12 protein-coding genes are annotated in these 12,021 nt (G+C 65.7%); 7 read left to right on the forward strand and 5 right to left on the reverse strand.

Translation table 11 applies throughout. The features are described from left to right. Window positions 1-22 precede the first annotated feature (22 nt). Window positions 23-1,069 (forward strand): diphthamide biosynthesis enzyme Dph2, encoded by a 1,047-nt coding sequence (gene dph2, locus EOHIBHHM_RS16130; RefSeq protein ID WP_497252361.1) that lies wholly within the window; start codon window positions 23-25, stop codon window positions 1,067-1,069. A gap of 136 nt (window positions 1,070-1,205) precedes the next feature. On the opposite strand, the gene EOHIBHHM_RS16135 is transcribed toward dph2, so the two are convergent. Beyond that, window positions 1,206-2,219, reverse strand: coding sequence for a hypothetical protein (locus EOHIBHHM_RS16135; protein ID WP_497252363.1), 1,014 nt, complete (start codon window positions 2,217-2,219; stop codon window positions 1,206-1,208). An 89-nt stretch (window positions 2,220-2,308) separates the two neighbouring features. Here EOHIBHHM_RS16135 and EOHIBHHM_RS16140 point away from each other — a divergent pair, with 89 nt between their 5' ends. After that, a complete protein-coding gene (locus EOHIBHHM_RS16140) occupies window positions 2,309-2,929 on the forward strand; it encodes a DUF8173 domain-containing protein (protein WP_497252365.1) in 621 nt (206 codons plus the stop codon). 5 nt (window positions 2,930-2,934) lie between these two features. Here the strand turns inward: EOHIBHHM_RS16140 and EOHIBHHM_RS16145 are convergent, their stop codons facing one another. Next, window positions 2,935-3,390 (reverse strand): TIGR00725 family protein, encoded by a 456-nt coding sequence (locus EOHIBHHM_RS16145; protein WP_497252367.1) that lies wholly within the window; start codon window positions 3,388-3,390, stop codon window positions 2,935-2,937. A gap of 47 nt (window positions 3,391-3,437) precedes the next feature. After that, entirely contained in the window at window positions 3,438-4,205 is a 768-nt protein-coding gene (locus tag EOHIBHHM_RS16150) for an NAD-dependent protein deacylase (protein ID WP_497252369.1), read from the reverse strand. A 306-nt stretch (window positions 4,206-4,511) separates the two neighbouring features. On the opposite strand from EOHIBHHM_RS16150, the gene EOHIBHHM_RS16155 reads away from it, so the two are divergent. Both EOHIBHHM_RS16155 and EOHIBHHM_RS16160 read left to right on the forward strand, forming a co-directional pair. After that, complete coding sequence (locus EOHIBHHM_RS16155; protein WP_497252371.1) at window positions 4,512-5,345, forward strand: MBL fold metallo-hydrolase; 834 nt, start codon at window positions 4,512-4,514, stop codon at window positions 5,343-5,345. Window positions 5,346-5,732: 387 nt separating this feature from the next. After that, a complete protein-coding gene (locus tag EOHIBHHM_RS16160) occupies window positions 5,733-7,460 on the forward strand; it encodes a hypothetical protein (RefSeq protein ID WP_497252373.1) in 1,728 nt (575 codons plus the stop codon). 13 nt (window positions 7,461-7,473) lie between these two features. On the opposite strand, the gene EOHIBHHM_RS16165 is transcribed toward EOHIBHHM_RS16160, so the two are convergent. After that, the gene (locus tag EOHIBHHM_RS16165; RefSeq protein ID WP_497252375.1) at window positions 7,474-8,310 is read right to left on the reverse strand and encodes a DUF502 domain-containing protein; all 837 of its coding nucleotides are present in this window, start codon (window positions 8,308-8,310) and stop codon (window positions 7,474-7,476) included. 101 nt (window positions 8,311-8,411) lie between these two features. Here EOHIBHHM_RS16165 and EOHIBHHM_RS16170 point away from each other — a divergent pair, with 101 nt between their 5' ends. Further along, a complete protein-coding gene (locus EOHIBHHM_RS16170; RefSeq protein ID WP_497252377.1) occupies window positions 8,412-9,311 on the forward strand; it encodes a phosphoribosyltransferase HisG-related protein in 900 nt (299 codons plus the stop codon). Window positions 9,312-9,343: 32 nt separating this feature from the next. On the opposite strand, the gene EOHIBHHM_RS16175 is transcribed toward EOHIBHHM_RS16170, so the two are convergent. Continuing rightward, a complete protein-coding gene (locus EOHIBHHM_RS16175; RefSeq protein WP_089824806.1) occupies window positions 9,344-9,772 on the reverse strand; it encodes a CopG family ribbon-helix-helix protein in 429 nt (142 codons plus the stop codon). Between the two features lie 692 nt (window positions 9,773-10,464). On the opposite strand from EOHIBHHM_RS16175, the gene EOHIBHHM_RS16180 reads away from it, so the two are divergent. After that, the gene (locus tag EOHIBHHM_RS16180; protein WP_497252379.1) at window positions 10,465-11,325 is read left to right on the forward strand and encodes a ParA family protein; all 861 of its coding nucleotides are present in this window, start codon (window positions 10,465-10,467) and stop codon (window positions 11,323-11,325) included. Continuing rightward, entirely contained in the window at window positions 11,325-11,828 is a 504-nt protein-coding gene (locus EOHIBHHM_RS16185; RefSeq protein WP_497252381.1) for a DUF7970 domain-containing protein, read from the forward strand. The genes EOHIBHHM_RS16180 and EOHIBHHM_RS16185 overlap by 1 nt, the downstream gene beginning before the upstream one ends. The last annotated feature ends 193 nt before the right edge of the window (window positions 11,829-12,021 follow it).

The raw sequence follows: 12,021 nt of genomic DNA on the forward strand, positions 1-12,021 counted from the left end.
CCTGACCGGTTAGGCCAGTGCAATGAGCCAGGACGCCTCTTCCGAAGGGGACCTCCGAAACACCGGGATGTCGCTCCGACACGACCGCGAGTGGGACTACGAACTCGAACGCATCGTCGAGGAGGTGGAGGAACGCGACGCGAAGAAGGTCGGCCTCCAGTTCCCCGAGGGACTGAAGCGCCGCGGCCCGGCCGTCGCCGACGACCTCCGCGAACTGTGCGACGACGACGTCACCTTCCTCCTCTCGGGACAGCCCTGCTACGGCGCGTGTGACCTCGACACCTACCTGATGCGCCGGACGGACGTCTTCGTTCACTTCGGCCACTCGCCGATGAAGGAGTCGGACAAGATCATCTACGTTCCCCTCTTTTCGAACGTCGACCCCTACTCCATCATGGAGGAGTCCTTAGAGGAGTTCGAAGACCCCGACGACGACCCGAACGTCGGGCTCGTGACGACCGCCCAGCACATGAACCTCTTCGGCGACATGGTCGACTGGCTCGAAGAGCGCGGCTACGACGTCCACACCCGCAAGGGCGACGACCGCCTCACCTACGAGGGGCAGGTGCTCGGCTGTAACTACGCCTCCGCCGACATCGACGCCGACCAGATCATGTACGTCGGCGGCGGGAAGTTCCACCCGCTCGGCCTCGCGATGGAACATCCCGACAAGAAGGTCGTCATCGCCGATCCCGTCAACAACGTCGTGAAGGTCGCCGACACGGAGAAGTTCATGAAGCAGCGCTACGGCGCGGTCCACCGCGCGATGGACGCCGAGAAGTGGGGCGTCATCTTCTGTACGAAGATCGGGCAGGGCCGCTGGGAGATCGCCGAGGAGATCGTCGAGAACAACGAGAACGCCTACCTCATCACGATGGACGAGGTGACGCCCGACCGCCTGCGGAACTTCGACATGGACGCATTCGTCAACACGGGCTGTCCGCGCATCACGACCGACGACGGGCCGCGGTTCCACAAGCCGATGCTCACTCCGCAAGAGTACAAGATCGCCATCGGCGAGGAGCCGTTGGAGAACCTCCAGTTCGACACGTTCCACGGCACCTGGTGAACCTGCCCCGAGGCACTCCCTCGTCTTCTGGAGATTCGAACCGACGGTGACGCTCTCTCTTCGCCCTGCTCGCCCGAGCATCCCGACCCACGGACCGCCGACTGAACGCCCGCTTCGAGCGTGACTCACGTCGCTCTCACAGCTCTTCGGCGCTGAGTCGATACCGGACCCCGTCGTACGCGATCGTCCGCGGTTCTCTCACGCCGAAGACGGGCCACACGGAGTTCTGTTCTTCGAGCCGTACGGTCTCGACTCCCGCCTCGAAGAACGGCAGCGTGTTCCGGAGCGTCCGGTCCCGCAGCGCCTGCTCGGTGACGAGCCTACGAACGTCGTCGTCCGTCGACCCGCTGACGCCACTTTCGACTTGCTCGACCACGAACGCGGCCGGCCGCGACTCCCCGCCTGCCTCGCGGTCGGTCTCCACGACCACCGTGTCGCCGTCGCGGGTCGTCGCCGTCACCGCCTCGGTCGGCGTCAGTTCGACCGGGTCGCCGTCGAGGTCGAACCGGGCGGCGAAGCCGACGCCGTTGCGGTAGCCCTCCCCGGCGAACCAGCCGTCGACGGTGAAGGCGTACGTCCCACCGCCGAGACCGGCGAGCGAGAGCTCCTCGGTGCCGCCCGCCCGCGGGAGCGGCTCGCCGTCGAGTCGCGTGTTGTCGACGGTGAGCGTCCACGCGTGCGACTCGCCGGGGGCGAGCGACATCAAGGGTGTATTCCACGCGCGGGGGGCGACGTGGAACCACTCGCCGTCGACGCGCTTCCACACCCGCCACGCGTAGAAGTTGGTGTCGAACCGGACGTCGGCGTCGTTCGTCAGCGTGAACTCGACCGTCGCCGTCGGCAGCGACCCACGCTGCGTCGACGGTCTCAGCGCGATGGGCGTGTCGTCGGTCACGTCGGGCCACGCGACGACGCGTTTCACGTCGTCGTCCCACGGTGGCCCCGTTGCTTCGGAGGGGGCGACGCCGACGTCGGGCGGTGCGGCCGTCGCGGTCTCGGTCGTGGGAGTCTGCGTGGTCGCGTCCGTCACGTCCGTCGCGTCCGGCGTCGACGACTCGGCGCTGTCGTCGGTCGCACTCGGTACGTCGCCGGCGAGACAGCCGGCGAACACGGTCGCACCGACCGTCGAGAGGAGGGCACGTCGCTGCATCGCCCGACCGTTCCGGACGAACTGACAAATACTTCGTGGTGTCAGCCACCCGAAAGCACTTACCGTCGCACTCGCGAGTCGAGGACGTCATGCCCTCCACACGGCTGTCGGTAGTGGTCGCCTCGCTCCTGACGCTCCTCTCCGTAGCCGGTGTCGCCGCCGCGCAACCGACGACGACCGCCCCGCAGCTGTCGCCGTTGCTCCGTCTCACTATCGCGCTGGCGGTCAACGGCGTCGTCGGCCTGCTCGTCGTCGCCGTCGCGCCCGACTACACCGAGCGCGTCGCCGCCGACGTCCGCGAGTCCCCCGGCGAGACGTTCCTCTGGGGGCTGCTCGCCGGTGTCGGTGGGTTGATCGCACTCGTCGTCCTCGCGATCACGATCGTCGGCCTGCTGGTAGCGATTCCGGGAATCTTCGTCTACAGCTTGGTCGCCGTCGTCGGCGGCGTCGTCGGCACCGTCGCACTCGGTGCGGGCGTCGCCGACGCCGTGACGGAGTCGACGCTGTTCGTCGCACTCGCCGTCGGCGTCGTCGTCTCCTCGCTCCTGAGTCTCGTCCCGTTCGTCGGCGGCACAGTCAACTTCCTCGTCGGGACCGTCGGGATGGGTGCCGTCGCTCGCCGGTACTGGCGACAGCGGAGAGAGGGGAAGCGCGACGACGAGAGTCGATCCAGCGGGTCGCAGCCGCCCGTCGTCTCGACGCGACCCTGAGCCGTTCACTCGCTTGCCGACTCGACCGCCGACTCCACGTAGTTCACCGCCTCTTCGGGCGTCTCACACGCCTCGACGCCCTCGACGTCGTGCGTCCCGAGTCCGGCGATCGGCTTCCGGTAGACGGACGAGAAGCCGATCTCCGAGAGCGTCCCACCGCCGCCGTCGACGGCGACGACGGCGTCGCCGTTCATCACGACGAGCGCGTTGCGCGCGTGGCTCAGTCCCGTCGCGACGGCGACGTCGACGTACTCGTTGGCCGCGGCGGGGTCTTCGCCGGGGAGGACGCCGACCGTCGTCCCCGACGCCTCCTTCGCCCCGCGGCAGGCGGCCTCCATGACGCCGCCGAGACCGCCGCAGACGACGCTGTGACCGCGCTGGGCGAGCAGCTTTCCGACCGCTTCGGCCGTCTCCTCCTCTTCGGGCCCGATACGACTCCCGCCGACGACGCTGACGCGCATGGTCGTCGCTCGGAGTCGACGCAGTCAACGGTTTCGGTGGCCGAGTCTCACTCCCGCCCCTCGACTCGTTCGACGACCCGCGGGAGCACCTCCGTGACGTCCGCTCTGAGGTCGACCGCCGCCCGACTGCTGTACGGCGTCTCCTCGAGGTTGACGAGGACGAGCGTCCCGTCGCCGGCGGCGAGACCGGGCAACGACGCCGCGGGCTCGACCGTCAGCGACGACCCGACGGCGAGGAAGACGTCGCTCTCGCGGGCGAGTCGCTTCGCTTCCTGAAGCGTCTCGCCGGGGAGCATCTCGCCGAACAGGACGACGTCGGGTTTGAGTACGCCGTCGCACTCGACGCAGCGAGGGGGACACTCGCCCTCGCGGACGCGTCGGCGAGCGTCGGCGGCGTCGCTCCGGCGGCCACAGCCGCGACAGACGACTCGCTGGGCGTTGCCGTGGAGTTCGAGCAGGCGTTCGGTGCCGGCGGCCGCGTGCAACCCGTCGGTGTTCTGCGTGACGACCGCGTCGAGCAGGTCCCGTCGCTCCAACTCCGCGAGTGCCTCGTGGGCGGCGTTGGGTTCGGGGTCCGCGGCGAACATCGTCTCGTGGAGGTCGAGTCGGTCGCGCCAGAACCCCGCGGGGTCGGCGTCGAGTCGGCCGACTCGGAAGTCGTCGGGATCGAACTGCGTCCCCCAGACGCCGTCGTCGCCGCGGAACGAGGGGATTCCCGACGCCGTGCTCACACCCGCACCCGTGAACGCGACTGCGGTGTCGGCGGCGAGCAACGCGTCTCCGAGGGCTTCGATCTCGGCTTCGACCTCGACCATGTGTGTCCGTGGTCGTGAAGGGACGTCAGTCCGGCGGTCGCGTCGCCGACACGACGCGGGCTGTCAGTACACTCGGCTGTCGGGCGTCAGTCGGCCTTTCGGTGAAGGCGTCGACTCCTGGATCGCGCGAACCATCTCCGCGTACGTCAGCGTCCGTCCGGTCGATACTGGAGGTGTCATGCTAACAACACACAACCCGAGGTGGGGAATACTTTCCGGCTAGAACTACGAAAAAGGATTACCTCCGCCTCGGCAGGTGACGCCGAGTCCACAACGCTTAGTCTCCCGGCCCACACAGTCCCGTCCATGACCGTGAGTGACTGGGGCGACTGGCTCCCACGCGCCGTCGAGGACGCAGACCCCGAGACCGTCGCCGTCTGGTATCTCGGCTGTAACGGCTTCGTCGTCAAAGGTAGCGAGGGGACGACCCTCTACATCGACCCCTACGTCGGCCTCGGCGATCCGCCGCGGACCGTTCGGATGATCCCCGTCCCGTTCGACCCCGAAGACGTCGAGGAGGTCGACGCCGTCCTCGCGACGCACGAACACACCGACCACACTCACGGCCCGAGTCAGGCACCCATGCTCGCGAACACGGACTGTGACTTCTACGCGCCCGACGACAGCCTCTCGGTCGCGTTCGACGACGAGGAGTGGACCGACGAGTGGGACGTGAGCGACGAGCAGTTCCACGAGGTGACGGAGGGCGACACGGTCGAACTCGGCGAGTTCACCGTCCACGTCGAGTTCGCCAACGACCCCGACTCGACGCATCCGGTGAGCTACGTCCTCGAACACGAGTCCGGCACGATCTTCCACGGCGGCGACACGAAACCGCACGAGGAGTTCCCGGAGCTGGCCGACGAGTACGACATTGACCTCGGCATCCTCGCGTTCGGTGCCGTCGGCAACATCCCGGACAAGGAGACCCGCGATCCGGTCCGCACGAAGTGGTACTCGACGGAGAACGAGGTCGTGAAGGCCGCGAGCGACCTCCAGTTCGACCGCCTGCTCCCCAGCCACTGGGACATGTGGAAGGGGATGACTGCGGACCCGAAGGTGCTCCACCACCACACTCGGAGCTACGAGTACCCCCGGTCGCTCGAAGTCGCCGAGATCGGCGACCGGATCGACCTCTAGTACCGAGTGCACGTCGTCACCCACCCGACCGACCGCTGTCGTGCGGTCGGGTGTAGAGCCAATCGCACGAGCTACTGACCCGACTCCGCGACGAGCGGTTCGAGACGTCTTCGGCGTCTCGGTGTCAGAAGACGGAGAGTTCTATCAGCAGCCGAGCTCGCCGGACTTCGGCCACGTCACGGGTGACTTTCGATCTCTCGAACGACCCCGAGACACTCGTCTCGTCCGTCGACGCCGCTCGCGTCTCTCACTCCCCTCGCTCGTCGATCCGTCTGTGCTCGCCCGCGACGAAATGGTCTTCTGTTCTTAACTTTCGAATTTAGATACTTTCTTATCATCTTATTGATGCTCGATTGATTTATGTAGTGGGTGTGGGTTGTGTTCCTCATGAGTCACGACCCCGACCTCGCCGACAGTATCACTGTTTCGGCCGGTGACGTCACCGTCGAGAAGACGTTCGCCGCCGACGAGTTCCCCGTCCCCGCGATCAAGTTCGTCCTCGAGTCGACGAGCGCCGACAGCGTCGACGTCCGCCTGACCGACGACGTCCCCGAGTCGTTTCCGATGGACTGCGTCGGCTTCCACCCCGACTACGAGAACGACAACTGGACGGCGTACCAGGACCACCACGTCGAGTTCGTCCGGACGCTCGCCCCCGAGGAGTCGGTGACGACGGTGTACGGGATCCGTCTCGAGGAGGCCGACGTAGCGGCGTCCGCGTTCCTCGGCGAACCGACCGTCGACCTCGTCTCGACGGCCGAGAGCGGTGGCCCCGAGGCCGAGGGCGTCGAGGACATCGTCGGCGACGACACCACCGACGTCGTCCGCGACGTGCTGGCCGGCGACAGCGACACGGTTCCCGGGATGGATGCGCCCGAAGCACTCGACTTCGAGGATCCACCGGTCGACGACGGTGGAGATCCGCTCGCTGCGGACGGCGTGGACGAGACTGACGCCGACGAGCCACTCGCACTCGACGATCCGTTGGCCGACGCCGAAGCCGACGACGAGGCGGACGACGTGGAGCCGCTGACGCTCGCCGACCCAGAGAGCGACGACGAAGCGGTGACCGCCGACGCCGACGAGCCACTCGCGCTCGACGACCCGCTGACCGACGCCGACGCCGGCGACGAGGGACGTGACGTCTCGGCCGACGACGCCGTCGAACCCCGGTCGGTCGACGACGACACCGTCTCCGCCGTCGTCGAGCGGGGCGACGACACCTCCGCCACCGCGGCCCCGATCGCCGTCGACGCGAGCGAGGAAGAGGACGTCGAGGTCGAAGACGCCAGCCGCCAGACGGCCGACGACGTCGAAGACGAGACCGACACCGGAGACGCCGACGCCGGTACGACCGACCCCGTCGCGACCGACCCCGCTCCGGCCGGTGCGACGGCGGCCGTCTCGGGTGGTATCGCGGCGACGCTCGCCACGGAGATCCGCGAGGGCCGCGTCGACGACGACGATCTGGCGCTGTTGAAGCGCGAGCTCGACGTCGGCGTCCCCACCAGCGTCGACGTCCGGATCGGGCGACTGCAGTCGCAGATGGACGACCTCGAGGCGTACAGCGACGCGCTGGCTGAGTTCATGGACGAGGAGGGCACCGGCGAACAGCTCATCACCGAGTTCCGCGCGGAGGTCGAGTCGGTGTCGTCGTCGCTGACGACGCTCGAGACGGCGCTCACCGCCGCCGAGTCGGACCGCGTCGACCTCCGAGACGAACTGGACGACGTCGCGACGGCCGTGAACACCGTCGAGAGTCGCGCCGAGGCGAACGCCGACGACCTCTCGTCACTGGCCGACGACGTCGACGAACTGGCCACCGTCGCCGACGACGTCGAGGAGTTGGCGGCGACCGTCGACTCGCTGGATACGGAGATGGGCGACGTCCGAGCCGACGTGGCCGACCTCGACGCCGACCTCGCAGAGAGCCGGGCACGTCTCGAGGAGGAACTGGACGCGATGCGCGAGGAGCTGTCCACAGAGATCGAGCAACTCCGCGACGAGTTCGCCGACGTCGCGGCGTTGGAGGCCGAACTCGACGACGTTCAGACGGAGCTCGTCGAGTTGAAACAGTTCCGAGATCGCCTCGGGAGCGCCTTCGGCGGCGAGTGAACGGCGAACCGACTCAGTCCTCGTTGCGCGGCGAATCACCGAACGACCCCGGGAGGTCGTCGGGGGAGATCCCGAACCCGTCGTCACTCCCCAATCCGTCGTAGTCGGGTGAGTCTTTCGAGGTGGCGATTCCGCTCGTGATGATGCTTCGGACGCCCTGTTCGACGGTCATGTCGACGTCGATGATCCGACCCTGGGGGATGTGCGTCAGGAACCCGCCCATGACCGGGTTCGGGGCGAGCGGGATGAACATCGTGACCATGTTGTCGTCGCCGTTCCCGATGGTCTCTTGGACCGACGACGGCGACTCTGCGGTCTCGAAGCCGATGACGTAGGTGTCGTCGTGCGGGAACTCGACGAGTTTCACCGACCGGAAGTGGTCCATGTCGCTCTCGAGCATCGCATCACCCATCCGTCGAAAGCTCTTGTAGATGGCTCCGATGCCGGGGATCGCCATGATCACGTAGTCGAAGTAGTCGAGCAGTCGATCGCCGGACTGCGAGCGTGCGACGACGCCGATAGTGACGACGAGCACCGCAAGCAGCGTGACGGCGACGATCTCGGAGATGACCGAGACGACGTCTCTGTACATCCCGAGTTCGATGAGCACGTCGGCGACGACGAACGTCTGTCGGACGTCGCGGATGACCCCGAAATGTTCGAGGATGACGACGATCGGTCGTAACGCGTTCGTGAGGATGTCGAGTGCTGCCTTCAGTACGTAGATCGTGACGACGACAGGGAGGATAACTGCGATACCGGTCAACACCACGTCGAGTGCGGCACGGTACGCCGACTGTCCTGCCTCCTTGGCGGTTTCGGTGTGCTCGTCGCGCGGCCGCGGTACCATATACGGCGACACACGCATACCTCGGGGTTAGGGGTTACGGCACGCTGCGGAACGCTGCCGAAAACGCAATCGGTTTAGTTCGCGACCACCACCGTCCGACAATGACAGGAACGGTCTGTGTTGCTGTGCCCCGGAAAGGGCGGCCCCTCGAAGCGGTGCTCGAACGCCTCGCGGCCGGCGCGGGCGTCCACGCACTCGCCGACGAGGTCTCCTCGACGCTTCGATACGAGAAAGCCGTCACCAAGGGTCGACAGCATCCGGACCGCGACGTCTACGAGCGGTTGGTCGACTACAGCGACCTCTCGGAGCCGACGTCCCCGGAGTACACGCTGCTTCGCGACGACCGCGACGGGAAACCCCGCCGCATCGTCTTCGACAGCGTCACCATCGAGACCGACGACGTGGACGTCCGCCTCGTCGGTCGCGAAGAGCCGTTCCGATCGCTCCGGACCCACGAGTTCGCCCTCGGGTTCGACAGCGCCGACCTCGTCCTCGAAGAGGTCGTCTCGCTCCGACCGGACGGGCTCGACAGTCTCGCGGACGTCAACGCCCGTATCGACCCCCGCGAGTCGGACGTCCGCGTCGTCACCGGACTCGGCGATACGGTCTATCACACGCTGATGGCGAAACCGGAGCTACTCCCACCGGGTGCGGATCTCGACCGCACGTTCGTCGCCGACCACGCGGGTGACCTCTGTATCTCGCCACGCTACGAACGACTCGTCGAGGCGGTGCTCGGAACCGACGCGCTGACCGACGTCGAGTTCGCGTACCCCGCTCCCGACGCCGACGAAGAGGAGGCGGCGATCGCGGAGACGGGACTCGGCATCTATCTCACGGTCACCGGGTCGACGGCGCGCGACCACGGACTCGTCCTCGGCGAACATCTCTTCCCGAGTGAGACCGTTCTGATGGAGAACCCGACGGAAGCCAGCGACGCCACCGAGAGCGTCAAATCGCTGCTCACCGAGCAGAAATTAGAGACGGCGATCGAGGCCTGAGAGCTGGGACGGACCGACGTCGAGAGTCGTACCTACTCCGCCGTACTGAACGGACCGAAGTCGTCGACCGGCATCACCGAGTAGTCGATGCTCAGGGTGTCTTTCGTCGCGCGGAGCTTGCCGACGAACGTCGAGATCTCTTCGAGCGAACCTTCCAGGACGAACAGCTCCATACAGTAGTGGTGACCGACGTGGCTGTGGAAGTTCGAAGCGACGAGATCCTCGTGTTCGTGACGGAGGCGCATCATCCGCTCTTCGACGCTCGTCGTCTCGAAGTCGAAGAGTACCGTGACGATACCCATCAGTTCGCGGTCCTCCAACCGCTTGTCCTCGAACTCCCCGAGGAGGTTCCTGCTCGCCTCCCGGAGCACCTCGCTTCGGCCGGTGTACCCGTGTTCGTCGGCGAACTCGTCGATTCGGTTGAGCAACTCTTCGGGCATGGAGACGCTGACGACAGTCATGTATTAACTTACACCGGATATCTTGTTAAACCCTCTGTATCGGTGAATAGACGGGTCGGCATGTCCGTGCTACTGAGGTACGACCCTTCGCGGCCACTCTCCACTTTCGTATACCGGAATGTGGTTTACGTGGCGCGCTATCGACGTCCTTCGAGTGACGGATGGTACCGTCCACCATCCCACGTTCGAACTGATCTCGTGAACGCGGCCGGCTCGATACGGTACTCACGGCGTCGGTGCGCAGAACGCCTGGTGCTCAGAGAGGTATCGTCGCAGTCGTCGACTCTCTCCGTGAGAATCGCACCCTGTGGCTCGCTGCGGATCACGGGTCTGCCGGCCGGCGACGATAATCCCTCTCAGTGACCGACAGCACGGCCCGCGCACTCCCGCGCCGGCAACCCAGCTTCAGGTTCGGAATCCGCGACTCGACGACGGCAGGTGGTGACGAACCCGTGTTCGGGGACAGACGCCGCCCTTCTCCGGTCGATTTGTTGTTTAGACCAGCGCCTAAACGACGAGCTAAATAGTTAGATAGACGCCTTTCTGCTCTTTGTGTTCTCTACATCGAACGCCGTCGGGTTTCGAATCTGGCTTCCTCTCCGTTTCGCGAATACGATCAACCGATAGCAGCATCGTTCTGTCCTCCGTCCGTCTGACGTGTTTTTATTAACGACTCTCGCGCAGATCGAGTTATGCCGAACGCAGTCACGTTTTGGACCGAGGCCGGCGGAACGGGGAAGACGACGTTCACCGTCAACACCGCCGCTGCGCTCGCTCGCCGGGGGCACGACGTCCTCGCGATCGACTTCGACCCACAGAACGCCGGGATGACGGATCACATGGGGTACGGCGAGTGGGCCGGTCGCGACGACTACGAGAACATCGCCGATCTCCTGGTCGACGACGATCAGCGATTACAGGAGATCGTCATCGAGACCCCAGAGTTCGACTTGATCCCGACACACAACGATCTTGCGAACGTCGAATCGAAGATCGAGTCGACCGACGGCGTCGACTCCGGGAGCAAACACTGGCTGCTCCACCACGAGATGGAGCGGTTGACGGCGCTGTACGATTACGTCCTCGTCGATCCGCCGGCGACGACGGGAACGCTCGTCTCCAACGCGATGGTCGCGACTCAGAACGTCGTCGCCCCCGCCGAGATGACCGACAAGGGGATCGCAGCGATCGGCGGACTCGAGGCGGAGCTCGCCGCGATGGAACGCGGGTTCAACCGGATCCCGGGCGTCGACGTCTCCTTCTCCATCCTCGGCGTCGTTCCGAACCGCGTCCGGAAACGACAGACCAACAAACAGCAGGAGGTGTTCGCGGAACTCGAGGCGAGCGATCGACTCGTCACGCCGTTCGTCGTCTACAAACGGAGCAAGATCAGCGACGCGTGGGGCGAGGGGATGAGCGTGTTCCGTTACCACGACGAACACGAACTGCGCGACTACCAACTCGACATCCTCGACTCCTTCGAGAACGTCGCCGACGTCGTGGAGGGGACGGCGACAGAGTCCGCCGACCTCGAGGCGGAGGTGGTGAACTGATGGCTCGCGACGACAAGTACTCCTCGACCGGAAGCGACGCCGACTACTCCAACAGTCCGTTCAAGAACGCAGACTCGCCAGCGGTCTCGAAGAGTAGTCAGGAGAGCGACGAGGCCGCGACCCGACAGCCGTCGACGACGGAGGACGGCTCGCCGGACACCCCGACGGACAGCGACTCTGCGGACGAGGACTCGGTCACGAGAACGGCCGACGTTCCCTCGCTGGACGTCGTCACTCGCGACGGACTTCCCTACGCGATGGCCCGTTCGAAGGTCACCGACGATCGCCAGCAGAAGCAGTTCCAACTGTTGAAGGAGACGCGGTTCGAACTCCAGGACGCCGTCGCCGACCTCGTCAAGCAGTACGACGACGAGAATCTCTCGGAGACGGACGCACTCGAGATCATCCTCAGAACCGGTCTCGCCCACGCGGAAGAGTACGACGAGGCGGCGAAGTCGCTCGGATTCGGTCTCGAGAACGTCCAGTTTACGTTCTCGGAGTGAGGCGGACTCGCTGTCTCGAACTATTCCTCGAAGTTGCCCCGATTCGGGTCCGTCCCGTGTCTCCGGTGAGACTCGGATCTCGACAGTCGCCGTGACGTCCATCTCGGATCGGCATCGACGCCGCGTTTGCGTTCGTCGGATTTCGTCACATCTCGTCGAAGCTATCGGCCATACTGCAAGCGGCGGTCAGTTC

The sequence above is a fragment of the Halogranum roseipondis genome (assembly GCF_059695585.1).

Bases quoted from the DNA above. Each gene is read 5' to 3' on its own strand.
- EOHIBHHM_RS16175 (WP_089824806.1), bottom strand. From the start codon at position 9,772: ATGACTGTCGTCAGCGTCTCCATGCCCGAAGAGTTGCTCAACCGAATC.
- EOHIBHHM_RS16135 (WP_497252363.1), bottom strand. From the start codon at position 2,219: ATGCAGCGACGTGCCCTCCTCTCGACGGTCGGTGCGACCGTGTTCGCC.
- EOHIBHHM_RS16170 (WP_497252377.1), top strand. From the start codon at position 8,412: ATGACAGGAACGGTCTGTGTTGCTGTGCCCCGGAAAGGGCGGCCCCTC.
- EOHIBHHM_RS16150 (WP_497252369.1), bottom strand. From the start codon at position 4,205: ATGGTCGAGGTCGAAGCCGAGATCGAAGCCCTCGGAGACGCGTTGCTC.
- EOHIBHHM_RS16180 (WP_497252379.1), top strand. From the start codon at position 10,465: ATGCCGAACGCAGTCACGTTTTGGACCGAGGCCGGCGGAACGGGGAAG.
- EOHIBHHM_RS16160 (WP_497252373.1), top strand. From the start codon at position 5,733: ATGAGTCACGACCCCGACCTCGCCGACAGTATCACTGTTTCGGCCGGT.
- EOHIBHHM_RS16145 (WP_497252367.1), bottom strand. From the start codon at position 3,390: ATGCGCGTCAGCGTCGTCGGCGGGAGTCGTATCGGGCCCGAAGAGGAG.
- EOHIBHHM_RS16155 (WP_497252371.1), top strand. From the start codon at position 4,512: ATGACCGTGAGTGACTGGGGCGACTGGCTCCCACGCGCCGTCGAGGAC.
- EOHIBHHM_RS16165 (WP_497252375.1), bottom strand. From the start codon at position 8,310: ATGGTACCGCGGCCGCGCGACGAGCACACCGAAACCGCCAAGGAGGCA.
- dph2 (WP_497252361.1), top strand. From the start codon at position 23: ATGAGCCAGGACGCCTCTTCCGAAGGGGACCTCCGAAACACCGGGATG.
- EOHIBHHM_RS16185 (WP_497252381.1), top strand. From the start codon at position 11,325: ATGGCTCGCGACGACAAGTACTCCTCGACCGGAAGCGACGCCGACTAC.
- EOHIBHHM_RS16140 (WP_497252365.1), top strand. From the start codon at position 2,309: ATGCCCTCCACACGGCTGTCGGTAGTGGTCGCCTCGCTCCTGACGCTC.